The 24820-nt window shown below is 47.8% G+C and carries 22 protein-coding genes; 10 read left to right on the top strand and 12 right to left on the bottom strand.

Features of this window, described 5'->3' with window-relative positions:
- Positions 1 to 89: 89 nt before the first annotated feature.
- Genes chrA through chrS form a run of 3 tightly spaced genes read right to left on the bottom strand, consistent with a single transcriptional unit; the run spans position 90 to position 1765 of the window.
- Entirely contained in the window at positions 90 to 647 is a 558-nt protein-coding gene (gene chrA, locus IEX62_RS12250) for a chromate efflux transporter ChrA (RefSeq protein WP_308422644.1), read from the bottom strand.
- Positions 647 to 1276: a chromate efflux transporter ChrB gene (gene chrB / locus IEX62_RS12245; protein ID WP_188776067.1), complete on the bottom strand. Its 630-nt coding sequence runs from the start codon at positions 1274 to 1276 to the stop codon at positions 647 to 649. Before chrB ends, chrA begins: the two co-directional genes overlap by 1 nt.
- A gap of 3 nt (positions 1277 to 1279) precedes the next feature.
- Complete coding sequence (gene chrS / locus IEX62_RS12240; protein ID WP_188775808.1) at positions 1280 to 1765, bottom strand: chromate efflux transcriptional regulator ChrS; 486 nt, start codon at positions 1763 to 1765, stop codon at positions 1280 to 1282.
- Between the two features lie 282 nt (positions 1766 to 2047).
- Here chrS and IEX62_RS12235 point away from each other — a divergent pair, with 282 nt between their 5' ends.
- The 6 genes from IEX62_RS12235 to IEX62_RS12210 all read left to right on the top strand — a co-directional run bounded on the left by IEX62_RS12235 (position 2048) and on the right by IEX62_RS12210 (position 8645).
- Positions 2048 to 3256, top strand: a complete 1209-nt coding sequence (locus tag IEX62_RS12235) for an amidase (RefSeq protein WP_188775807.1) — start codon at positions 2048 to 2050, stop codon at positions 3254 to 3256.
- Positions 3257 to 3479: 223 nt separating this feature from the next.
- Positions 3480 to 4109 carry a nitroreductase family protein gene (locus IEX62_RS12230; protein ID WP_188775806.1) on the top strand — a complete coding sequence of 210 codons (630 nt, stop codon included), beginning with the start codon at positions 3480 to 3482 and terminating at the stop codon, positions 4107 to 4109.
- Positions 4110 to 4369: 260 nt separating this feature from the next.
- Complete coding sequence (locus IEX62_RS12225) at positions 4370 to 5443, top strand: GGDEF domain-containing protein (RefSeq protein ID WP_188775805.1); 1074 nt, start codon at positions 4370 to 4372, stop codon at positions 5441 to 5443.
- Between the two features lie 176 nt (positions 5444 to 5619).
- Positions 5620 to 6345 (top strand): MBL fold metallo-hydrolase, encoded by a 726-nt coding sequence (locus IEX62_RS12220; RefSeq protein WP_188775804.1) that lies wholly within the window; start codon positions 5620 to 5622, stop codon positions 6343 to 6345.
- Positions 6342 to 7430 (top strand): AbrB family transcriptional regulator, encoded by a 1089-nt coding sequence (locus IEX62_RS12215; protein WP_188775803.1) that lies wholly within the window; start codon positions 6342 to 6344, stop codon positions 7428 to 7430. The genes IEX62_RS12220 and IEX62_RS12215 overlap by 4 nt, the downstream gene beginning before the upstream one ends.
- Before the next feature lie 144 nt (positions 7431 to 7574).
- The gene (locus IEX62_RS12210) at positions 7575 to 8645 is read left to right on the top strand and encodes a lactonase family protein (RefSeq protein ID WP_229685746.1); all 1071 of its coding nucleotides are present in this window, start codon (positions 7575 to 7577) and stop codon (positions 8643 to 8645) included.
- Positions 8646 to 8886: 241 nt separating this feature from the next.
- Here IEX62_RS12210 and IEX62_RS12205 read toward each other — a convergent pair whose 3' ends face one another.
- Positions 8887 to 9729, bottom strand: a complete 843-nt coding sequence (locus IEX62_RS12205; protein ID WP_188775802.1) for a hypothetical protein — start codon at positions 9727 to 9729, stop codon at positions 8887 to 8889.
- A gap of 114 nt (positions 9730 to 9843) precedes the next feature.
- Entirely contained in the window at positions 9844 to 10194 is a 351-nt protein-coding gene (locus tag IEX62_RS12200) for a hypothetical protein (protein ID WP_188775801.1), read from the bottom strand.
- A 364-nt stretch (positions 10195 to 10558) separates the two neighbouring features.
- Here IEX62_RS12200 and IEX62_RS12195 point away from each other — a divergent pair, with 364 nt between their 5' ends.
- The 3 genes from IEX62_RS12195 to IEX62_RS12185 all read left to right on the top strand — a co-directional run bounded on the left by IEX62_RS12195 (position 10559) and on the right by IEX62_RS12185 (position 13738).
- Complete coding sequence (locus tag IEX62_RS12195; RefSeq protein WP_188775800.1) at positions 10559 to 11011, top strand: Rrf2 family transcriptional regulator; 453 nt, start codon at positions 10559 to 10561, stop codon at positions 11009 to 11011.
- A gap of 79 nt (positions 11012 to 11090) precedes the next feature.
- Positions 11091 to 11723, top strand: a complete 633-nt coding sequence (locus IEX62_RS12190) for an NAD(P)-dependent oxidoreductase (protein ID WP_188775799.1) — start codon at positions 11091 to 11093, stop codon at positions 11721 to 11723.
- A 308-nt stretch (positions 11724 to 12031) separates the two neighbouring features.
- Entirely contained in the window at positions 12032 to 13738 is a 1707-nt protein-coding gene (locus IEX62_RS12185) for an NAD(P)H-hydrate dehydratase (RefSeq protein ID WP_188775798.1), read from the top strand.
- Between the two features lie 101 nt (positions 13739 to 13839).
- Here IEX62_RS12185 and IEX62_RS12180 read toward each other — a convergent pair whose 3' ends face one another.
- The 4 genes from IEX62_RS12180 to IEX62_RS12165 form a co-directional block, all read right to left on the bottom strand.
- Positions 13840 to 14349, bottom strand: coding sequence for a PLAT/LH2 domain-containing protein (locus IEX62_RS12180; RefSeq protein ID WP_188775797.1), 510 nt, complete (start codon positions 14347 to 14349; stop codon positions 13840 to 13842).
- Between the two features lie 456 nt (positions 14350 to 14805).
- Complete coding sequence (locus IEX62_RS12175; protein WP_188775796.1) at positions 14806 to 15633, bottom strand: TerC family protein; 828 nt, start codon at positions 15631 to 15633, stop codon at positions 14806 to 14808.
- Positions 15634 to 16082: 449 nt separating this feature from the next.
- Positions 16083 to 16586 carry an anaerobic ribonucleoside-triphosphate reductase activating protein gene (gene nrdG / locus IEX62_RS12170; RefSeq protein WP_188775795.1) on the bottom strand — a complete coding sequence of 168 codons (504 nt, stop codon included), beginning with the start codon at positions 16584 to 16586 and terminating at the stop codon, positions 16083 to 16085.
- A gap of 14 nt (positions 16587 to 16600) precedes the next feature.
- Positions 16601 to 18544, bottom strand: a complete 1944-nt coding sequence (locus tag IEX62_RS12165) for an anaerobic ribonucleoside triphosphate reductase (RefSeq protein WP_188776065.1) — start codon at positions 18542 to 18544, stop codon at positions 16601 to 16603.
- 726 nt (positions 18545 to 19270) lie between these two features.
- Here IEX62_RS12165 and IEX62_RS12160 point away from each other — a divergent pair.
- Entirely contained in the window at positions 19271 to 19606 is a 336-nt protein-coding gene (locus tag IEX62_RS12160) for an MTH1187 family thiamine-binding protein (RefSeq protein WP_188775794.1), read from the top strand.
- Positions 19607 to 21513: 1907 nt separating this feature from the next.
- Here IEX62_RS12160 and IEX62_RS12155 read toward each other — a convergent pair.
- The 3 genes from IEX62_RS12155 to IEX62_RS24110 form a co-directional block, all read right to left on the bottom strand.
- The gene (locus IEX62_RS12155) at positions 21514 to 22005 is read right to left on the bottom strand and encodes a stalk domain-containing protein (protein WP_188775793.1); all 492 of its coding nucleotides are present in this window, start codon (positions 22003 to 22005) and stop codon (positions 21514 to 21516) included.
- A 561-nt stretch (positions 22006 to 22566) separates the two neighbouring features.
- Positions 22567 to 24261, bottom strand: a complete 1695-nt coding sequence (locus IEX62_RS12150; protein ID WP_188775792.1) for a copper amine oxidase N-terminal domain-containing protein — start codon at positions 24259 to 24261, stop codon at positions 22567 to 22569.
- 267 nt (positions 24262 to 24528) lie between these two features.
- Positions 24529 to 24573 (bottom strand): hypothetical protein, encoded by a 45-nt coding sequence (locus IEX62_RS24110; RefSeq protein ID WP_373289133.1) that lies wholly within the window; start codon positions 24571 to 24573, stop codon positions 24529 to 24531.
- Positions 24574 to 24820 lie beyond the last annotated feature (247 nt).

Below are 24820 nucleotides of genomic sequence, written 5' to 3'. Positions count from 1 at the left end.
ACGAACAATACCCCTGCTTCGCTATGTTGGCGGTATGCAGGGGTATTGTTCGTAGGATCGACTGATCAAAATAGTCGTGACTCTATCGATTACATAAAATAAGGCAAAGCGAAGGCGCCATATGCAAAGGCAGCTATAATCACAAACGCTGGATGAATTTTGCGAATTTGCATCGCCCAGAAGGCAACTAGTGCAATCGCCAGCGTCTGCCATAGACCGATCGACGTATACGATTCCTCTCCTAGCTGCCAGGTGAGCAGAAGCATCATTACCGCAATGACAGGCTGCACGAGCAGTGTCAGTCCTTTTACTACTGGAGAAGTACGATATTTTTGCAGTAAGCGTAGTAGCACGATCATCGCCACTGCCGAAGGTACAATCGTAGCGATCAGCGCAATCACTAGCCCCGGAATCCCTGCTACATCAAAGCCGACAAAAGCGGCAATCTTCGTCGCAATCGGGCCTGGCAATGCATTACCAAGCGCCAGCACATTGGAGAATTCCGTATCATTCAGCCAGTGAAAATGGGTCACGATCTCGTTGTACATCAGCGGAATCGAAGCGGGCCCACCGCCATAGCCGAGCACATTCGCAAGGAAAAAGCCCCAGAACAGCTTCAGCCATTCCAACCAATCCATACTCCACATCACGCTTCACCTCCACCATGACGGCGCTTTTTCAGCCAGTTCACAAGACGGAAATGAAATGCACCATAGATCAGGAACAGTGCAATCACGATCGCGGCATGCACATGGACGACCTGCAAGAGCACGAATACGATCACGAATAAGGCAATGCCCAGCGCCACGCCAAGTCCCTTCACTGCCTTTTCCCCGAATTCATACGCCATCACACCAAGCATAACGGCGATCACAGGCACGACAGCAGCGATCATTCCCTGAATCATTTTCGATTCGCTAAGAAAGGCAACGGCTGATAATAAGACGATCATGGCAATGGATGAAGGTAAAATATGCGCCAGAATCGCGATGAACGCTCCGGGTACGCCTTTACTGCGATAGCCGAGATAAGCCGCCATCTTAGTTGCAATTGGACCAGGCAGTGCATTGCCAAGTGCCAGAATCTCGCCAAACTCATCATCGCTAATCCAGCGATAGCGTGTGACTGCTTCATAGCGGAAGAGCGGCATAACTGACGGACCGCCACCATAGCCAAGAATACCGGTGCGAATCATCGCCCACGATAGCTCCCCATAGGTCGCTTCGCGGAAGGGTGGCTCCTGCTGCGAGGAAGCCGGTGGTACAGGTGTGTTCATCATTTATAGCCTCATTCCCATCCGGCTTTTGTAGCGTGTGATCAGTACCTGACAATCGACACTCATAATTCCCGGCATTGTGTATAGTTTATCTTTTAAAAAGGTCTCCATCTCCTGATTGTCACGGAACAGCCCGTGCATATGCAGCTTGCTCGGCCCTGTCATATGATACAGACTCGTCACGACAGGCTCCTCAGCAAGCATGTCTGCTGTCTCGTGCAGATGCTTGGGCTCCACCTCTACATTAAAAAACGCAGAGACAGAGATGCCGATTTTGGCTGGATTGATGACCGCAGCGAAGCGCTCAATCGTTCCATTTTCGATCAGTGCATTGACGCGTGCCTGCACGGCGACCCGGGATAAGCCGATATCCTTGGCAAGATCGGTGTACGAAATTCGGCCATTTTGATTTAAAATAGCGATAATACGGCGATCAATATCGTCAATATCGACGGGCTGCGTATCGCCAGAAGGCTTGGAAGGATGCATGCTATTCACTCCTTAAATAGTAGAAGATGCAGAAAAGAGAAAGAGAGCGATAAAGAGAACAAGAAAGAGCTTTGACCCTGTATGCACCGCTCTACAGGTTTCTATTTCTCTATTATAAGCGATATGAACTTTCTTTTTGTCTGCAAAATAATACTTTTAATTGCAATATGAATAAATATATAATGGTTAATAATCGATTTCAACATGAAATTCAACATTTACTTACGATGTTAGGATTGTGGAGCACCGGGCTGTCGCCTGATCAGTATAGGGGGAATCGCAATGACGCAGAAATGGAATGCATTTGTGAATGAGCAATGGACGATGAAGAGCGAGGGAGCAGAGGGGCCATTGACCGGGCTGAGCTTTGGCGTAAAGGATGTGTTCGAGCTGGAGGGCTATACCGCGAGTGCAGGCAATCCAGACTGGCTGCGTACACATCAGCCAGCAGCGCAGACGGCGCCTGCGATTCAGCGCTTACTGGATGCGGGCGCTGTATTGCAGGGCACGACGCATACCGATGAGCTGATGTACAGCCTGAACGGTCAAAATGTACACTATGGGACACCGGTGAATCCGTCTGCACCGGATCGCATTCCGGGTGGTTCCTCCAGTGGGTCGGCAGTCGCTGTCGCCGCTGGACTGCGCGACTTTGCCATTGGAACGGATACCGGTGGGTCAGTGCGTATTCCTGCCTCGTATTGCGGTATTTATGGTATGCGTCCCACGCATGGCCTGATTGATATCGGTGGTGTCATTCCGCTGGCGCATGGCTTTGATACAGTTGGTTGGATGGCGAACAGCGCCGAGTTATTACAGCGTGTAGGTCAGGTGCTGATTGGCGAGGGTGCGGATGAATCGTGTGCTGGTGCTGACTTTGAACATGTATATCTGCCCGAGGAAGCATGGGCAGTAGCAGAGCCAGAGACGGCTCAGCTATTACAGGCTGCCGCAGAACAACTGCTACAGCAAGGCGAGAAGCTGAGTATGCAGCCACAGCCCGTAGCGATTGCACCGGAAGGCTTAGCTGCATGGATGACTGCCTTCCGTACGGTACAGGGCATTGAGATCTGGGAAGAGCATGGAGAGTGGGTACAGGAGGTACAGCCTGTATTTGCGGAGGATATTGATGGACGCTTCCGCTGGGCAAGCACACTGCGTCGGGAGGACAGCAATGATGACTTTGCGCTCAAGGAGGCGGTACGCTCACGCTTGCAGGAGCTGCTCGGTGAGAAGGGTTTGCTGGTGCTACCAACAGCTACAGGGCCAGCGCCACAGCTTCATATTGGAGGCGAAGCGAATGAACAGCGCCGCTCCCAAACGATGCAGCTTTCCTCGATTGCGGGTCTATCCGGTTTGCCGCAGGTAACGATTCCCGTAGGTACGATAGATGGGGCGCCAGTAGGCTTGTCATTTATCGCTGGCAGAGGGCAGGATTTGCGTTTATTGCAATGGGTACAGGCAGTACTGAATAGTTGTAGTTTGATGTAACCCCCGATAAATACACGGTTCGCGCGAATACAGTTGACACGCATTTGATGCAATCGTATAATCACAGTGGAATATATATAAGATTACTATTAATAAGTTGTAGCTGAAGCTGTACATAACCTTGCTTTCTGGTCTGTAAGGACGAGTGTCAAGGTGCTATGGATGGCTGCCCAGTCTGCTTCAAATCTAATCGATATCCACTATTTTAAAGGGAGTGCTGTTCATGTCTAACGCGATCAAGCCAGAAACGATTCAGGTTATCGAAGACCGTCATTCAGTAAAAGTGTACGAAAAAGGGTATGTAATTCCACAGGAGGATATGGATCTGATCCTGTCCGCTGCGAACGCGGCTCCATCCGGCTGGAACCTGCAACACTGGAAATTCCTCGTCATCGATGATGAAGCGAAAAAGCAAGAGCTGTTGCCAATCGCGTACAACCAGAACCAGGTAGCAGATAGCTCCTTTACTGTAGCAATTCTCGGTGATCTGGAAGCGAACAAAAATGCAGCTCCTGTGTATGATGCACTCGTTGAAGCAGGCGGAATGAGTCCAGAAATCCGTGATACACTGATCGGTCAGATCAACGGTGCTTACCAGCATCCAGGTGTAGCACGCGATGGCGCACTATCCAACGCTTCACTGGCAGCAATGAATCTGATGCTGGCTGCACGCGCACTCGGCTATGATACGTGCCCGATGGGTGGATTTGATCACAAAGCGTTTGTAGAGCACTTCAACGTGCCAGAGCGTTACATTCCCGTTATGCTGATCACAGTTGGTAAAGCAGCGAAGCCTGCGTATGCTTCCGGTCGCTTCCCACTGAGCGAAGCAGTGATCAAAAATTCGTTCTAATTTCAATCCTATTTACCAATCGAAAGCCCGATGTAAGATGCATCGGGCTTTTTTATGTGTAATTATGCACATTTTTCGTTAAAAGTCAGGAATTTAGCTCTTAGTCCCTATGAACTATAAGGATGCAAATTCCGTAATTATATAATATAGCAGCTTAACTATCTCTTCTTCAGCTTGAGCTGCTTTTATCGGTTGCCAGAAGCCAGGCTAGATAGAGAATAGATGGCGATGTAACCGATCCGGGGGAAAGGGCTGGTTCAATGATTAACCTGATCAACAATCTAACGATGGTAACGACATTTCTGTTCCTTACCAATTTACTATTAAATAAATTCAAAGATACCTTTCCACAATATAGCCATGCCTATCCGTATGTATCCGGCACATTGCATGGATTGCTAGGTGTGGGATTAATGCTACTAGGCGTAGCAACTACAACTGGCTTCCATCTTGATCTACGGACGCTTGCGATTGTGAGCGCTGTTTATATGGGAGGGAGATGGGCAGGAACGATTGCGCTATGTATCATTCTGCTAGCGCGGTTTGTGCTGCTTGATATGACCAATACCATTGCTGTACTGGCAGGTATAGCGATGATCCTGTTGTCTTATATATTGTCCATGTGGCTGTTAAATCGCCAGCATCGCAAGTCGATTCGGCGTTGGCTGGTAATTATTTTTTGCAGTATGATCATTCCGTGTCTGATGGTATATGCTGCGTCGACAGATCGAGATCTCTCTGGCACGCTGCTGGTCATTCTGATGTATACATCAGGTGGATTGTTTACGTATTTGCTGCTCACACATTTGAGCCGTTCCAATCAATCGATCTATTTACTCAAGGAAAAGGCCAGCCGGGATCATCTGACCGGGCTGTATAATCCGCGTGCCTTTGAAGGGATTTTCGAACAGAAAATGCTGGAGACGGAGAAGACGCGTGATTCGTTCTCGCTGTTGATGCTGGATATCGATCATTTCAAAAGGATTAATGATACGTATGGACATAGTGCGGGTGATGCGGTGCTGGCTTGCTTTGGCGATCTGTTGCATCGGTCAGTACGATCCTCTGACTACTGTGCGCGTAAGGGCGGCGAGGAATTTATCGTGCTGCTGAATGACTGTGATTCGGAACAGGCGAGACAGGCGGCAGAGAAGCTACGCAGGCTGGTTGAGCAGCAGGAGTTTCAGCTGCCTGACGGCAAGCTATTAAAGGTAACCGTATCGATTGGCGTATCTACGTATCCATTCACCCGTGCAGACCTGCTTATTGATCAGGCAGATCGGGCATTATACCGTGCAAAAAGGGAAGGACGTAACCGCGTCATCTATCATTAACCGGATGGACAGAGCAATCTGTTATCCGGTTATTTATTATGATGTTCTATACATAAGAAATCTGGTTATAATTTTGACAATGCTAGCTGCAAAGAATCATAATAAATACAAGAACGTATCATTCCCAATGTACAGGAGGTGGACTGGAGCTCGCGTCATCGCGACTCTGGAGGATAATGAACATTACTGAACAGATCGATGTATTGGAACTGAAGCTTGAGGCAGGCGGTAATGAGTTCGTACTGCACCCTTTTGTTATTTATGATGAAGGACAGGCGATTGTATTCGATACTGGCTTTCCGGGTAGCTATGATGCACTCGTTGCACTGCTGAATCCAGCCTATCCAGTACGCAGTGTTGTATTGACGCATCAGGATATTGACCATATTGGCACATTGCCACAATTTATGGAACAGGAGCCGCAGCTTGCGGTATATGCGCATGAGGATGATCGGGCAGTGATTGATGGGAAGGCGCCGCTTATTAAAGCTTCGCCAGAGCGTTTGGATATGCTGCTTTCGAGTGTATCTGAGGCAGAAGCAGCTGCATTCCGTAGCGTGTTCTCGGCAGATACGCCGGATAATGTAAACCATGTGCTACATGATGGTGATGTACTGCCATTTGCAGGTGGATTACAGGTGGTTCATACGCCAGGTCATACACCGGGACATATTAGTCTGTACCATCCGGGCAGCAAAACGCTATTTACCGGAGATGCGATGGCTATTGCAGACGGTAAGCTGCTTGGCCCGGTTCCGCAATTCACTCCGAATTATGAGCAGGCGATATCGTCGCTGAACAAGTTCCGTGAGCTGGATGTGGATACGGTCGTTTGTTATCATGGCGGTGTGTTAAAAGGAGATTTTCAACAGCGTCTGGCTGAACTGGTGAGCGGCTCGTGACGAAGTATCCGCAGCTCCCCGGACAGGCGGTTGTACTTGGCTCCGGTCTGATCGGGGGACTGCTATTTTATCTATTGCATTTACCAGTGCCGTGGCTGCTCGGGCCGATGATTGCCGTATTTATTGGCGCACGTCTATTTCGGCGCTTTCGTCCGTCCTGGCCGTCCTCTGTAAAAAATATCGGGATTATGATCGTAGGCTATTCGATCGGCTTATCACTGACGATCTCGACCCTATCGCTGATCGGTAAACAGCTTCCCTCGATGATCACACTGACGGTATTGCTGCTGCTTTTTTGCGGAGGGCTAGCGTATGTGCTATCACGCTGGACAGGGATTCCATTTCAGACGATGCTCATTGCTAGCATTCCGGGTGGGCTGAGTCAGATTGTTGTACTCGCAGAGGAGCAGGAAGGGATCGATATTACAATTGTGACCTTTTTACAGGTGTCTCGTCTGATGATGATCGTCATTGTGGTGCCATTACTCGTATTCAGTCCTTTATTTGCAACAGAGGTAAGCGGCTTGACGGAGCCGTTAACGCGCTCGGTGGGGAGCTGGAATCAACTGTTTCCTTCGATATTGCCGTTTCTTGTGCTATGTCCAGTCGCAGCGATTGTCGGGAAAAGAATTAACTTTCCGACCGCGTATCTGTTATTGCCAATGATCGTAACCTTTGTATTGCAGCTTGTTGGACTGCATGCACCAGCGTTACCGTTATCCGTACTGGATGTGGCGCAGCTGCTGATCGGTAGCTCGGTCGGTCTGATGCTGAACCCGGAGCAGCTTCAGCATAAGCTACGTATCGTACTGCTCGCGCTGGGAAGCAGTCTGGTGCTGATGCTCTTTGCTTGTGGGACGACGCTTATTTTGATGAAATGGCATGATCTATCTGCGGCGACTGCCCTACTCAGTATGGCGCCAGGTGGGATGGATCAGATGGGCATCATTGCGCATGAGGTGAATGCAGACGTGGCGACGGTTAGCTGTTATCAGCTATTTCGTACACTATTGATTTTCCTTGTGGTGCCGCCACTTGTGCGTGCTGTGCTGGGACGCTGGCAGCAGAAGACAGAGCATGGATAAGTGAGCCATGATGAAGCGCTGATTCAGGATCGCTCGGATTCGGTATTAATGTAGAGAGTAAGCCTGCGAAGAGGCAGGCTTTTTCCATTTTCAAAGGTCATCATCTGGCAGCATAAGCCGGATACTGTAGAAAGGGGAATGAGCATGTCAATGATCGATCATAAGGTATGGCTTTACATTGGTACGTATGCAAGCGTGGAGGAAGCAGGCATTCATGTAGCTACGATGAACCGCGATACTGGTGAGCTGGAGCTCGTATCGAGCGTGACAGGAGTAGAAAATCCATCGTATCTGGCGGTATCACCGGATGGCTCGCATCTGTATGCAGTGAGCGAAAAGGATGAGGGTGAGGTGCTGGCGTATGCCGTCCATGCCGATACGCATGAGCTTCATCTGCTGGATCGCCAATCGACAGAAGGTGGTGCGCCATGCTATGTGGAGCTAACGCCAGATGGACGTCATCTGCTTGGAGCTAACTATACAGGTGCAAATGTATGTGTATTTCCGATTCGTGAGGATGGAACACTCGCGCCGATGAGTGGTCATGCCCAGCATGAGGGTAGCGGTACACATCCAGAGCGACAGGATCATGCGCATACGCATTCGATCGTGCCAGCGCTGGATGGACAGATGGTATATGTATCCGATCTGGGAACGGATCGTATTACTGCGTATCAGCTGGATGAAGCAGGAGCAATCAAGGAGGCAGGGCATACATCCAGCGCAGCAGCGGCAGGGCCACGTCATCTCGTATTTCATCCGAATGGTCAGCTCGCCTATGGTGTGAATGAACTGGACAGCACGGTGACCGCCTATATGCGCCATGTGGAGACAGGTATTCTGGAAGCGCTGGGCACATTGTCTACGCTGCCAGAGGATTTTGAAGGGGAAAATACAGGCGGTGATATTCGTCTGTCGCTGTGCGGAAGATATGTGTACGCGTCCAACCGTGGACATGATAGCATTGTGCAATACCAAATCGATGAACAATCCGGTAAGCTGGAAACGGTAGAATGGGTTCCTGTCAAAGGACGCACACCGCGTAATCTGGCCGTATTGCCGGGCGGCTATGTACTGGCATCGAATCAGGATTCGAATAATATCGTTCAGTTCGCTACAGAGCCTGATTCCGGTCGTCTGACACCAACAGGGCATGAGCTGACGCTGAATCGTCCGGTATGCGTGATGGCGGATCGTCTGGAGATCGAGGATTGAGCTTGCTTTTAATCCTGCGATACGAGTAGGTGCAGGTGCTCACTTCATATTGTAAAATCGCTCAGAAGACTAACGAAAAGCACTCCATCAATACATGACGATTAACAAACCATAAAAGACGAATAACAAAAGGTGTACCTTCATCGCCATCCATCGGCGATAGAGGTACACCTTTTTCATTACCCTTCCGTATACGAAGCTACATTCCTGCACATATACATGCACTCCATCAACAGAGCGCTTATTCATACTCTCCGGCATACGGACGTTCCTTCCGCTTCGGCTCACGGGTGAAACGGAAGCCGACGATAAATACGAGCACCTGTACGATCAAAATATACGGTGCAGCAGACAACCCCAGTAAATGGAGTAAACTAATCGCAGCAATCAGCAGTGCCATAATGACAAATGATGCCCGGCGACCACTCTCGCGAAATCCAGCGCTTAATACGCCATATAGCAGCAGTAAGGCGGCAGTACAGGATATGAATCGCAGGATGGCGAAGAAAGGAAACGGCGGGCCTGCTACATAGGCATTATGTATATCATCCAGACTGTAGAGCAGCAGTGCGCCTTCCAATAGCAACGCGATAAAAGGCAGCAATGGACGTAGCATTAGCCCGAACAGTATGCCCCAGTGTGGCTGTTCACCACGAGCGAGTAGACTGCGACGTTCACGAGTTAAGCGACTGATCTGCATCTCCAGTGTACGATACAGAAGCAGCATCGATTGTCGATCACGCTTATCCAAATAGTGATCAATCCGCTCAATCAGCTCCTGATCAGCATAAGGTGCCGCTTTGCAAGCCAGAATGCGTTCAGCCATAAGCGGTAGCTCGGATGCAGCAGGCTGTGCTCGGCGTGGTGAGGATGGATCTGGCGAGATGAGCGGATACAGATGCCCCGCTGCCCGTGTCCAGTAGTCCAGACTGGTCTCGATGCGGCGCATCCGTTCTCGCTCTGCCCGTCTGCGCTGAGCAGCGGAAAAGCCATACACACCTGCCAGTAAAGCAAGCGCAGCGATCAGCGCCCCGATGAGCACAGCCGGGCTCTGCTGAAAAAGGGTGAGTTGCAGAGCTTCCACCCGATTCACTCCTTTATATAAAATAATAATAAATACAATAGCGATGACACATGCTGATATCACTATTACATAACCCTGTACACGATTCAAGAGCTATGGAGCGACTACTCGTCATTACATGCGATTATACCGATCATCATAGCGTCGATCATCACGCATATAGCCTCTTCCTGTGACAGCAATCGCTTCAAGCAGCAAAATGATTGCCGTAATCGTATGCATCACCCAGCCGATTAGCGGAATCCAGGCAATCGCCGACGTAACAATCCCGATGGCATTACCAAATGGTGAACGACGTGCACGTACCGCGAGCACCAGTGCCACCAGATGGAGAACAAAGGCTATAAATAACGGTGTATAGCCATAGCTAATAACAAAAGTACCCCCGATGAGCGGAATCGCCATCAATGCTTCCAATGCAAACGTCAGCCATTTTAAAATAGGCAGTGTATTATCGTTTCGCATCCTTTTTCCCTCCTTCATTGTATACGGATTACACCGCTTTACCCGGTCAAATGGAAAAGGTAACGCGATGAATGAGCAGGCGCTGTATACGCATGATCAGCAAGCATACTACCCATGCTTTCTTGCTGGGATGTGCTCTACTGTATTATTAAACGAAAAAGGAGCATTTGCGCTCGTTGGAACCATTTTTCCATACGATGACGTGCAGAAAATTTAGATACGAAGGGGTTCGTTTTAGGTAAAATATTGGTATACTAAGATATGGACTGACATCATTTGTAATTGTCATTAGGACAGATACTATATAGAGCAAATAGACCTTGCATGATGTGTATGAAAATAAGAGATGAGAGGAGGGGTTCGCATGGCATATAATAGCCGTTTTGCCGTAGCGATCCATACATTATCGCTACTGGATAGTACAGAAGGACGGATTACCTCAGAGCTGATTGCAGGAAGTGTGAATACGAATCCGGTCGTCATTCGTCGTATGATCAGCCTGTTAACCAAAGCAGGAATTTTGCGTACCCAGCCTGGTGTAGCAGGAGCACAGCTTACACGCCCTTCAAGTGAGATTACATTGCTGGACGTATACCGTGCTGTACAAAATGATAGCCGTGACGATCTGTTTGCGATTCATGAGAATCCGAATCCAAACTGCGATATCGGACGCAATATTCAGCAGGAGCTGGAGCAGGTCTTTGCCCGTGCTCAGCGTGCGATGGAGGGTGAGCTGGAGCAGATTACCCTGCGCCAGGTAACGACAGATCTACAGCAAATGGAAGAAATCCGCCAAACGATTAGCCAGCAGGGCTGAATCAGTGGCGAGTGTACCGGGTATTAAAGGACAGAACTCGGCACATGAAGGTTGCCATGACGGAAAGGATGAATCAATTATGAAAATTATCATTATCGGTGCAAGCGGCATGATCGGTCAGCGTCTTGTACAGGAGGGATTGCGCCGCAAGTATGAGATTACCGCAGCTGGACGCGATGTATCCAAATTCGATACGACCAATGAAAAGCTGCATGTCATGCGTGTAAACGTACTCGATCCGGCTAGCGTTGAAGCAGCTGTGTCTGGGCATGACGTCGTGATCAGCGCCTACGGCCCACAGCTCGGTCAGGAGGAAGAACTGCTTGAGGCTGCTCGCTGTATTAGCGAGGGTGTGAAGAATGCAGGTATTCGTCGACTATTGGTTGTAGGCGGTGCAGGTAGTCTGGAGGTCGAGCCTGGCGTACGTCTTATGGATACCGAGCAATTCCCGGATGAGGTTCGCCCGATGGCACAGGCACATGCCGATGCCTATGAAATCTATCGTCAGAGTGATCTGGATTGGACGTACGTTAGTCCTGCCAGCTGGATCGAACCGGGCAAACGGACGGGTAACTTCCGTATTGGAACGACACGCCTGATTACAGATGATGAAGGGGCAAGCCGCATCTCCGCTGAAGACTATGCCGCAGCCTTCTTCGACGAAGTGGAAGAGCCTGCATTTGTACGTGATCGTTTTACAGTCGCTTATTGATAAACGTACTGGCAGAGCTCCAATAGAAGTGTCGCTATCGATATCACCTGATTGTAGCGATGCTTGTAAAAGCTGTAATCCTACGCTGAATCGCGATAGCGATATCATCAAGTGTTATGATAATGAGGAAACTCAACCCGAGCATCGCCTACGAGGCGGTGCTTTTCTTTTTGATATAGCACGGTGATGGATGAGATAGCGCCATAAATTCCCTCTCATCTGCCACCTCTTGCTTCATTTCGGTTAATACAAACATAGACCCTATACGATCATCATCAAATCAGGCAAAGGAGAAAGGAGACGTTCATATGCATATCGTTACCGCACAGCAGATGCGAGATCTCGATCATTACACCATTGAGGAGCTAGGCATTCCTTCTCTATCTCTGATGGAGGTGGCAGGCAAAGCGATCGCTGAGGAGGTGCTCAGCTGGTGTGGACAGCAGCACGAATCCGCCGATATTCCGTCCGGGCCTGCATTAACCCATCGTAGCGCCATACATAGCGACCAGTATGCGCTACCGGGACAGGAGCAGCACTGGCTTGTTCTGGTCGGGAAAGGCAATAATGGCGGCGATGGATTGGTCGCTGCTCGTTACCTTCAGGATGCGGGCATACGTGTAACTCTGTTATACGCGATGCCGCCTGAGCAATGTAGTGGAGATGCAGCGATTCAGCGTGATGCTGCCGAGCGTTCTGGTATTCCGCATGCCGTCTGGGATGCGGAGTGGGATTGCTCGGCTGCTACACGTCAGGTAGAGATATCCGGTTCCAACGGCGGCGCTATCGCAGCCTCGTTATCTCAGACGGCACAATCGATCTCAGAACGCTGGAACGGCTACACAGGCATTATCGATGCGCTGCTCGGAACAGGCAGCAAGGGCGAGCCCCGTGAGCCCTATGGAGCGATGATCCGTTCGGCTAATGCTACGGGTAAGCCGATCATTGCTGCCGATATTCCAAGCGGATTGAATGCCGATACAGGAGAGGTAGCAGAGAGCTGTATCCAAGCTACCCGAACCGTTTGTCTGGCATTTCTCAAGCAGGGTCTGACCCAGTATCCCGGTGCGAATGCCGCAGGCGATGTCGTTATACGTAATATTGGCATTCCGCGCATCGCGGTTGAACGTGCTAATGTGTCCACGTATTTGATTACAGAATCGGTATTAAAACAGGGGCTGGGCATTGATACGACACGCGCCCGTGCAGTAGATGGTCACAAAGGCACCTATGGTCATGTGATGATTATCGGCGGCAGTCTCAATATGAGCGGTGCCGGATTGATGGCATCTCGATCTGCCCTGCGTATCGGAAGCGGGCTGGTCACATGGCTATTACCAGAGCAGCTTATGAAGCATATGGTTGGTCATGTGCCAGAGCTGATGATGGCACCTGTATCGAAGGAAGCTAGTGGACAATGGACGGCGGCAACGACAGAGGCGATCCTAGAGCAGACGGCTAAAGCAGACGTAGTCGCGATCGGGCCAGGGCTTGGTCGTTTCGATGGAGATGGGGAATGGCTACGCACGTTATGGGGGCAATTGGATCAACCGCTAGTCATCGATGCCGATGGACTTAATATTCTCGCTGAAGCAGGCGGTCTAACGTCATGGAGCAAGCGCTCTGCTGCGACCGTCCTGACACCGCATCCAGGCGAAATGGCGCGACTGGCAGGAGTATCCACCAAAGAGGTACAGCGAGATCGTCTCGGTCTGGCACGACGCTTTGCCATGGAGCACCATATTATTCTAGTGCTCAAAGGAGCGCGTACCGTCATCGCAGCTCCAGACGGCACGGTGCTAGTTAACACGACAGGTCATCCCGGTATGGCAACTGGAGGCTCTGGCGATGTGCTAACTGGCGTGATCGCAGGCTTGCTCGCTCAGGGTTTAAATGGCATTCAGGCGGCAGCATTCGGCGTGCATTTACATGGTCATGCGGGTGAAGTGGCTGCTCTGGCACGCTCCGGTCATCCGGCTTCACTACTGGCAGGGGATATTATTGAGCATTTGTAAAAGTGAATATGTCTTCATTTTTATTAGATAGTAATACTGAAAAATACCGAGCCAATGGACTCGGTATTTTTCAGTATTTATACGTAATTTTGTCATATGGATTAGTTGGTCGTAGTATAAGCGTCAGCACCACCAGCACCTATAGATCTAGTGAAGTTTGTAAACTTAGAAGTTCCAGAAGGTCCATCGATGGTTACATATTCCGGTCTCCATCCGGGCTTATAGCCAGAGCCATCTGAACGCAAAGTGATTTTCGTTATTTTGCCCATATTTGGAAGCATCAGACGCATGGTGTCAATATCACCTTGTTCAAAGGTTCCCGGGAAGGATTGAGTTAGATAAGTTCCATTGGAGCCATAAAAAGTAATCGAAATTTTAGAATCAGTACCTGCATTTTCTCTTGCTTGAGTTTTAATCGTAAAATTATAAGCATAGTTTGCTGCTTGAGCAGACAAGCCTGAATCTGATGGGAGAGGCTCGCTCAACACTGCTGATGGAGCAGTGTATGTATTTGAATCTACGTTAGGTATCTCTTCTGCTGCAAATGATACGTTGGCGAATAGCAGGGAAGTAGCGGCGATGGATAGTATGGATGCTTTAAATGTTTTCATTGTGAATCTCCTCCTTTCCTAAAAGCATAGCAGTTAATTTTATTGATTTGAAGTTAAATGGATTATTTGTATTAAAATGGTTAATTTTTCACATGGAATAATCTATATTAGCAAAAAGATGTAGAAGCATGTCAGATTTATATAGAGAAGTATATAATCACGATTTTATGTAGTTATTTCAGCCTTAAAATTAAAAAATCTATAATCAATATTTGCTAGGTAAGGTGTTGCTTTTGTCATCTTTTATAATGATGAATACACGATAAATATGTACGTTAATACCGAAAAGACGACTTTTCTCGAAATTGTTGAGAAAAAGTCGTCTTTTGTTGAGCATACATATTGATCAGTGCTTAGTCCTTCATACTATACGCGTTTTCGTATTAGCAAAAGATGAACCATACTGAGGGAGTTAAGCAATAATACTTATTATTTGTAATCATACCATTGCATAGCTTACAGGTCTTCCTTAATCTCCTGCTTCACTTCTTTCACCGCATTGTCTTCCGCAGGCACTTCGCGTTTGCTGGACAGGAACCAGCCAGCAAGTGCGATAGCTACGAGTACCACATAGAAGCTCAGCTTCCACAGCTTATTCTCTGGGAAATGCTCTGGAATCACAGCCAGTGCAGGGTGAGCAAGCGTGATCACAGCCAGCTTCACACCGACCCAGCCGACGATAACGAAGGCTGCAATTTCAAGACCTGGACGCTCTTGTAACAGCTTCACGAAGAACGAAGCGGCGAAGCGCATGATGATCAGACCAATCAGACCACCCAGGAAGATGACGATAAATTGTCCGCCATCCAGACCACCGATTGGTGGCAAACCACTTGCTGGCAGGGCAACTGCAAGTGCTACAGCGGCAAGGATCGAGTCCACGGCAAACGCGATATCAGCAACCTCAACCTTGAATACTGTCATCCAGAAGCCAGACTGCTTTTTCGGATTAGCCGCAGGGCCTTTATCTTCAGAAGCTTCGTCGGTCTTCGACTTGGAGAAGAAGTGACGCACGATATGATTAATCGAGATATACAACAGGTAAAGTGCACCAATCGCCTGTACCTGCCACACGTCCACAAGGAACGAGATCAGGAACAATGAACCGAAACGGAATACAAATGCACCGAACAAACCATAGAACAGAGCCTTTTTACGCTGCTCCTCCGGCAAATGCTTAACCATAATTGCCAGTACCAGTGCGTTATCGGCAGCGAGCAAGCCTTCCAGCGCAATCAGTACGAGCAAGACCCAGCCATACTCTAACAATAATGCTGCATCCATAAGATTCCTCCTAAAATAAAGTGATAGATCTGACTCAAAAGGAGCCATATATATAAAAGAGACCTTTACCACAAAGGTAAAGGTCTCCAAAAGATAGCGAGTCTTCACCAAATTTGTGGTAAAGGTCTCGCTAACAATGAGTTTAAATTCATTTTCATTGCCAAGCACAGCCGGGGTTATTCACCCGTAATGACGACTTGCCTGTACAGCTACTCCCCTTTAACAGGAATAGAATTATGAGGTTAGTCTGTTCTCCATGATCGGAGATACAGTTCAGATGCATCATTGCTACTGATTATATAAACAACCAGTGTTGCAGTTGAAGCACTGTGTAATTATCTAGATGAATCATATACAAACCAATCGTATAAGTCAATATTTTATTCAATAAAATTTTGCATTAACGGAAAATGTTGATTAATTTTACAATTCATACATTACAGCGTAATCTACAGCTTCCAGTCAATCGCTTGCTGCTGGATCAGACTGGCAGGAACATCGATCAAGCGCTGATTTGAGCTTCCGCGATAACGCAGCGATACATCCCGTAGCTCCTGAACGAATCTTCCATCAATCAATACGTCGCATACGGATAGAAGTTTCAAATATTTATCGGGTTCTGAAAATAATTGTTCCCATGTGTATCCCGTATACGCCCAGATCGAGAAATGCGGTAGTCGCCTTCGCACACTTTCTACAAAGTCAGCCACCTCAGCAACCGAGAAAAAGGGATCGCCTCCAGCAATCGTAAGCCCGTCGAGTAACGGATTAGCTGCCATTTCTGCAAGTAGCTCCTCCTGCCGCGCCTGTGTGAACGGCTCGCCTGCTTGAAAAGACCAGGTATGCGGACTGAAGCAGCCAAGGCAGCCATGGCGACATCCGCTAATAAATACGACCGCACGCAGTCCAGTGCCTTCATTGATCGATTCAGGAATATACCCGCAAATGTTCATCCCTTATCACCAGCTCAATGATGCTTGAGCCGATCACGTACCTCGGCTTGCTTGGCAGGATTAAAGCGAGTCTGGTAATCTCCGGTTAGATAGCCGGTTACACGCCGTAGACGGGCGATATGCACCTGTTGCTCCGATGCACCACACGCTGGGCAATGTGAGCCAATCATCCCTTCATGCCCGCAGGAAGTACAGCGATCGATAGGATGATTAATGCTAAAATAGCTAATGTTTTGCTCCAGCGCATATTGCACAATCCGAAGCATAGCCGCCGTATTGTGACGGGCATTACCATCCAGCTCGATATAAGAGATTGCACCCGCATTACAATAATGGTGAAAAGGAGCCTCCAGCTGTATTTTACGGGCAGCGCCGATCTCATAATAGACAGGAATATGAAACGAATTTGTATAATATTCGCGGTCAGTAACACCGGGAATGTGACCATAATGCTGGCGATCCCGGCGTACAAATTTACCGGATAACCCTTCTGCTGGTGTTGCCATTAGCGAGAAGTTGAACTGATGACGCTCGCTTAGCTCATCACAGGCTTGCCGCATATACGCAATCAGCGTCAACGCGCGTTCATGAATAGACGCATCCTCGCCATGATGCTGACCATATAGAGCCGTCATACACTCTGCCAGACCGATAAAGCCGATCGACAGGGTGCCATGCTTGAGCAGCTCTCCAACGGGCTCATCCGGTGCCAGCTGTTCACCGCCCTCCCATACCCCTTCACGCATCATAAAATCCGATGCTTTGGCAGGCTGTGATGCCTGAATCCGATACCGATGCAGCAATGCGTCAGCGGCAAGCTCGATGCATTCATCCAGCGCTTGCCGGAAGCCCTGCTCATCAGCTGCTGTACGGCTACCTTGCTGCACACCGTAGTCGATGCCCAGCTTCACCAGATTAATTGTATTAAACGAAAGATTCCCTTTGCCAGATAGATGATTGCGACCGTAGCGATCAGCGATTACACGCGTACGACAGCCCATCGTAGCAAACTCCGTATCTGGATCACCCGGCACCACATGTTCCAGATTAAGCGGCGCATCCAGATTAGCGAAGTTCGGATATAATCGCTTGGACGAGCAATCGATCGCTTTTAGGAACAGATCGTAATTAGGCTCGCCGGGCTGCTGATTAACACCACGTTTGCATTTGAAAATCTGAATCGGGAAAATCGGAGTTTCCCCATTTCCCAGACCGCGTACCGTTGCAGCAAGCAGACTTTCAACAATGAGTCGTCCTTCCAGTGAGGTACAGGTGCCATAATTAATACTCGTAAACGGAATCTGACCCCCACCGCGACTCGACATCGTATTCAGATTATGAATTAGACTTTCTGCCGCTTGAAAGGTCTCACTACGCGTCTCCTCCAGTGCATAGACATAGGCCAGCGGATATTGCTTGGCTAGACTGGGATCACTCATTTCAGCGCGCGCTAGCAGGCGCTCCAGCGCTTCGGCAGTCGCCTGCTGTAGCTCTGGGGATTGTCCTGCCATCGGATGCCATTCACCTAGATAGTGCAGCCCTTTACGCAAATGCTTACGGAACGAGCGGGTGACATATGGAGCCAGATCGTAGTCGAGCTTGTTGGCAGCGACTCCACCGAATTGCGAATTTTGCTGACATTGGAAAATAATCGCCACCTGCGCCATCGCTGTCATGATCGAGTTCGGCGTACGCAGACTGCCGTTACCACTGCTAAAGCCCTCACGAAGCAGTCGTTCAAACGGGATAAAGATACAATTCGTCGTACCGAGCGCATAATGATCCAGATCATGAATATATAGCCGATTGGCTCGCACTGCCTCCGTAATCGGAGCAGGCAGCATATGATTCTCGGTATACCATTTGGAATACTCACTGCCCAGCCGACTCATTTTGCCGGAAAAGCTATCGCCATTCAGATTCGCATTTTCGCGTGCAGATTCGTGCTCGCCATGCATAATATGCTGCCCTAGCTCGACGAGTGGATGGAGAGGCTGCTCAACAGGCTGATCGTCTAAACTTACATGGTCTAGCCCCACATAATCTCTGCTTTCATACGACGAGGAATCTCCTAAAATGTGAGATGTAGATGTAGATGTAGATGTAGATGTAGATGTAGATGTAGATGTAGATGTAGATGTAGATGTAGATGTATGGGGACACGTAGCATCAGGTATAGCTTGAGATGTGCGATGATCTAAACATAAACGATCGACTCGTGTATGTGGTAGCTTAATCGTATGTTTAGTTTCCAGCTCGAATGGCTGAACGGTCATGGCGATCATTCCTTTCTGTTTATGAATGATGGTATTCATCTCTATGCAGGAGATGAGGTTATTTTTGTTCTAGCTTCTTCATTTCATAGATGTAAACGAAGCGTTTAATGCGTTCAAGAAGTGAAAGTATACAAGTGCTTCAGACGATAGCTGATACGTTAGAAAATCACACGATTCCTTGTTATCTATAACATCATTCCGAAACATTCAGCTTGCCCGAGGCACGGCAACCTAATCTATAATCATTCTACATATAGATGATTGGATGCAGATATGACACAATATATTGACATTCTTTCCATATTCATTATGATCAGCTAACAGCGAAGCAACCGACCCTTTTGGCAGAGCATTGGAATTTGGGTAAAACAGGGGTAGAATACAATCAAAGCGAAGGAGGAATGAAAGATGGCAATTGCAGAAGTAACCGTCATTCCAATCGGAACAGGTAGTACCAGCCTGAGCGCATACGTTGCAGACATGCAGCGCGTGCTAGACACCCAGTCCAACATTACCGTCCAGCTCACACCGATGAGCACCATTATCGAGGGCGACATCGCCGACGTGCTACGCGCAATTCATGCCCTGCACGAAAGCCCATTCCAGGCAGGCGCAGGCCGCGTATCCACATCAATCAAAATCGACGACCGCCGCGACCACCCCACATCCGCCCAATACAAACTAGATTCCGTACGCGAAAAACTATCCAACGGCACCAGCGCAACAACAGCCAAGCCGCAGTAAGACAAGTACACCCATTGACCCAATGACTACATGCTCCTAACCAAAGTACAAAAGATACCGACCACCACAACACATCAGCTAACCTGCCCCAGAACATAAAAGAGGCAACTACCGCACATAAACGGTAATTGCCTCTTTTTCTAACGACAAAAAACAAGTTCAAAATCAACCTCAAAATCAACCAACCTTCATACAGCATCGATATATCACAAAATCCAGAACAAGCCATACAACTAAATAATTCAATCAAACCATAAGCGAACTATACCCAACAACGCAAAGCGCCAACAACCCATTCAGCCAATAATCCAATCAATCCAGCATATCAGCGAATAACATAGAAACAAACACAGCACATACACTATTCCATTCATCCTAAATCCTCAATTCCAATATATGTACCAATTGCAGCCTGGATTCCGACAGCAGTCCGTATGGACGCCGCCATTCATTTTCAATTCAACTACATGTACCAACTGCACCCGACCACATTCATCCAAGCCAAACACTATACATCCAAAAATGTTTAAGAACTACCGATCTTCCTCAGGCTCCCACCCACCTAAGTAGGATTGCGACTCAACCAAGGAAATGAAAAGAACTACACTATTGAACAAGCACGGAACGCAGGCAAGGAAATAAGGGGAAAGGACGATTTTGGAGGGGCGGGAATCTACAAATGACTCCTACTCCGTAGATTCCCGCGGCTCCACTGAGTCCGTCCCCTTATTCCTTGCCGAAGTGGTGCCTGCAAAAACAAGATAAGTTTCTCACCCACCCAGCAATCCCACCAAAATTAATAACATTTTTAGTTCCATTTCATAAACCTTTAAGATAACCTGGGTATAGTTATGTCATACCCCTTTTTGAATATATAAACATGGAACGCTACGGACTGCGACCGTAGCGTTCTCTTTTTGGACAAATATTATAATAGAAGATACCTAAAATTATAAAATTAATGTTTCTTTAAGGTTGTTATCAGGTAATTTTAAGATGAGCAGGCTATAATGTCTGTAATAACCCCTTTTGAATTACTATACCTTGAACCCTATCAACTGCGAATGATAGGGTTCCTTTTTTTTGTCTATAACGAGGAAATCTTCATAAAATTGGACGATCCCCGGCCTTACAACCTGAATGGTTGTCGTGACCGGGGATCTTTTTGGTTTGTTGCGTCTTATGTTTTATACGTTCATGTCATAAGCCAATCATGCAGCTTACGAGCCATATGTGAAATGCTTCATGTGCGTTTGTTATACGTGAACAAGACCGGTTCAAGTCGAACTAGGCGTTATGCCGGTTCGAGCGCTGGGATGGATCAGCGTGCGTAGAGTCAGGATGCGTAGACCTGCCCTCCGGTTTCATATGGCTGCCTGCTGCAGCTATTTGTTAACCCGTAACCTCATGTGTGCGGTGAAAAAGCAATGTGGATGAGGACGGTTTTGGTTCGCTTGCTTGTAGGGTATGCACATAGCCGTACATGGAATAGGGTATGTGAGCATACACGATGAATCTAAAACAACAAAAGCCCTACCTCTCTTTTGTCCTTGCGGCTCCGATGACCGCGCCAGTGTGAATCAGATTGTCAAATTTCAATGGGTTTAGGAAAAAAGGAAATTTGAAATGATTCCGGCAGCATCCGGAAAATTGCGAAGGATAAAACCGAGGGTTAAAAATAACATCTAATAGCATACCGCACATTGATCCAGAAGTCAAATTTTACAATACATAGAACAGAAAAGCGAACAGGTTGGATAACATAGCAAAACCCAAAGCTTCTCTATTAAAAGAGGCTTTGGGTTTTACTGTTGTGAATGATGGAGTCGTTCCTTACCGCAGTGGTTGATCTCCACGACAGCATTTCGTATATACTCCAGCATCACCGTATCGATCTATCTAAACGATTAGTACGTTTTGCTCAGTGTGATCATGCCGTTGCTGTACATCATGTTCCACTCGAAGTTGTCCGCGAACCAGCGAACAGGAACGAGCGTATGACCGTTCATGGAGATGATCGGATCGTTCAGAGCTTTACGCATGTTATCTACTTTGTAGACTTTTGCGTTAGCGCCTTTTGTCCAGAACTCGTAGCGTGCCAGACCTGTATCCAGCCATGTAGTGGAGGTCATTGGATCGTACCATGTTTTCATGTTGGCATTAGCTGCCAGGTAGCGCAATGGCACGTAGGTTGTACCCATGTACACAACTGGTTTCATCGGCATCATCATGGACATGCCATTCACCATATACATTTTGCTATCCATGTTGAACTGGATCGCGCGTGTTTGCAGCTCAGGATTGTAGTCAGCGCTCGTGCCTTCTGCGGCGAATGCGCCAGCAGCAGGAAGCATCAGGGAGAGTCCAAGAACAGGTGCAAGCAGTTTTCTCATTTTCATCGTCTATTACCCCTTTACTGAAGTTGATGTATGACCTGACTGCAAGGAAATATAGCGCTTCCACCAATCAGGAAAAGCGTCATCGTTCTCCAATCTAATTCGTCTGTCAACGCATTGCTGTATGTTGGAGAATCGTTTGCTTATGTTGTTGCTGTCTATGTATTGTATAAACGGATTCGAAAGTAATTAATCAGATAGTACCAAAAAAGGATCGATTTTGATTGGAAATGGTAAATTCCTCTACCGAATGAAGCAGGACTATGGAAACAGATTCCAGATTTAATGTACAGGCTAAAAGATAGGGAAGCAAGCGAGCATGATGGATGTACCGGATGCCAGGCAAACGTAGGTTTTTTATCAAGCATCACTTGAAGATTACTTGAGATCATTGAAGCATTGCGTATACATGATTATGCGTAGGTTGTCTCACCTCCAGCAATGGACAGCTTGTAGCGGTAGCATAAAAGAAGCCAACCCTATGGAGAGGCAGAGCCCTGCTCATAGGGTTGGCTGGTAGTGTAGCATGTTTGAACAGATGTTACTCTGTTATGAGTTTAACGATTAATACGTTTTGCTCAGTGTTACCATGCCATTGCTGTTGTACGTTACATTCCATTCGAATGTCTCAGCTACAAAGCGAACAGGCACCAGTGTACGTCCGTCTCTGGAGATGACCATCGAATCAGTCATCATGAGCATGTTGTTGATTTTGTAACGGCGGGAATTGTTCCAGAACTCCAGTACATCGCTACCTGTGTTCAGGGTAGTCGATTTCATGGTGTTATTGAAGGAAATTTTCGCACCGATATTAGCTGCCAGATAACGCAGTGGGATATACGTTCTGTTGTTGTACATGATTGGTTTGGTCGTCATCATCATCGATTGACCGTTCACCATGTACATTTTGCTACCGACAGTGAATTGAATGACCTTCGTTTGCAGTTCAGGGCTTGCATCTGCGGAGGTTGTACCGTTCATACCACCCGTTGTACCACCGTGATTCATGCCGTCCATGCCACCAGTAGAAGGCATTGTACCGCCAGTGGAAGGTGTAGTGGAGCCACCACTGGATGTACCGCCGAATTTGTCAGGGTACTGCATTACGATTGCCTCGCTCAGGATGTCAGCAAACATAAACATGTGCGCATAAGCCATACGCTCCTGACTGTACACCTTGGTGTAATCCTTCGCTACATAATCGTCAAATGCCATCAGCAGCATGTTGATATGCTCAGTCAGACCTGCTTCCAGTGCGGATTGTTGCAGGTTCGGGTTCGCATCAGCAAAGAATTTTGCTTGAGTAACTTTGTACTCATTCAGCTCATCTTTTGCTTTTTTCTTCGCTGCTTCGTCTTTTGCCGCAGTCGCTTTTACATAATCAACAAAGTAGCCGATATGGGATGACCAGATCGTTTTGAAGGCGTCGCCAGCAGCATTACCGTAGACGCTTGCTACAGCGGCAGACAGCTCATCTGTATTTTTGTTCAACAGTCCAGCAGCCTGATTGAAGTCTGGTGCACCGTCAATTCCTTTTTGCATAGCCCATACTGCCAGTGTCGCGTGCTCGCCCAGGATGATACCCAGTGCGGAGCGCAGATCAGACGCTTGCGTAGTAGACATGTCGCTTGTGAATTTGTTCGGGAACTGCTTCTCGATTGCAGCGCTCAGGATGTCGCCAAACATAAACATATGCTTGTACGCTTGATCCGCTGTATCGTATGCTTTGGTGTAGTCTTTGGCTACATAAGCATCAAAAGCAGTCAGCAGCATATTGATATGCTCAGTCAGTCCTGCTTCCAGAGCTGCTTGTTGCAGATTCGGGTTTGCATCAGCGAAGAATTTGGCTTGAGTAACTTTGTACTCATTCAGCTCATCTTTCGCTTTTTGCTTGGCAGCACTATCGTTGGCAGCTGTCGCTTTGACATAATCGACAAAGTAGCCGATATGAGACGACCAGATTTTTTTGAATGCATCGCCAGCAGCATTACCGTATACGCTGGCAACCGCAGCCGACAGATCGTCCGTGTTCGCGTTCAGTGCAGCGGCAGCCTGATCAAAATCAGCTTTGCCGTCAATTCCCTTTTGCATGGCGATAATGGCAAGTAGCGCATGTTCACCAAGAATTTGTCCCAGCGTAGCACGTAGATCCGCGCCAGCCCCTTTACTTGTTGCTGCTGCACCTGCTGTTGTTGGTACGATCAATACAACAGCCATCAGCAAAATGCCGATTTTGGATAGAACCGATTTGAACATCATCCCACACTCCTTCAAATTGATGAATAGACGGCAGCCACATCGCAGCTTGTCTATCCGTTAAAACGTGTAAAGCGGCAAATCAGATCATACGACAGTGCAAAATAAATCTCTGGTCGTGAAAAGGCTTGCAGGAATTACCTAAAGCTACGGTCATACGAATACTGCCAGCCCGTTTATGTAGGTTCTGGATGGTACAAAAGGGCTATATGCTGTTATTAAACCGTCTGGAATCATTTCATGCACATCCAGCGATATAAAATTAAGGAACTAAAATATATGATGAAACGGTACGGTAAGGCAGTATGCATGCAGTATATAATTATGGAAATATTGGTAAATAATTCATGTGAATGGGCGCCAGTACTGGATGGATAAAGAAACTGTAAGGGTTGCCTTTACCTACTCAATCCTGCTATAACTGACATTAGATGTGACGAAATTTAATTTTAAACAAATAATATAGAAGTAGACATAACTCTCCTCTAGCATAACGACCAGAAAATATTTGCATATAAAAGTCATCCATCGCAAATTTTTGTGCGAACGTTATAATAGAGGG

Source organism: Paenibacillus hunanensis (genome assembly GCF_014645615.1).
GTDB lineage: Bacteria > Bacillota > Bacilli > Paenibacillales > Paenibacillaceae > Saccharibacillus > Saccharibacillus hunanensis.
Note: the sequence above shows the minus strand (reverse complement) of the source record. Positions and strands in the feature narration are given on the sequence as shown.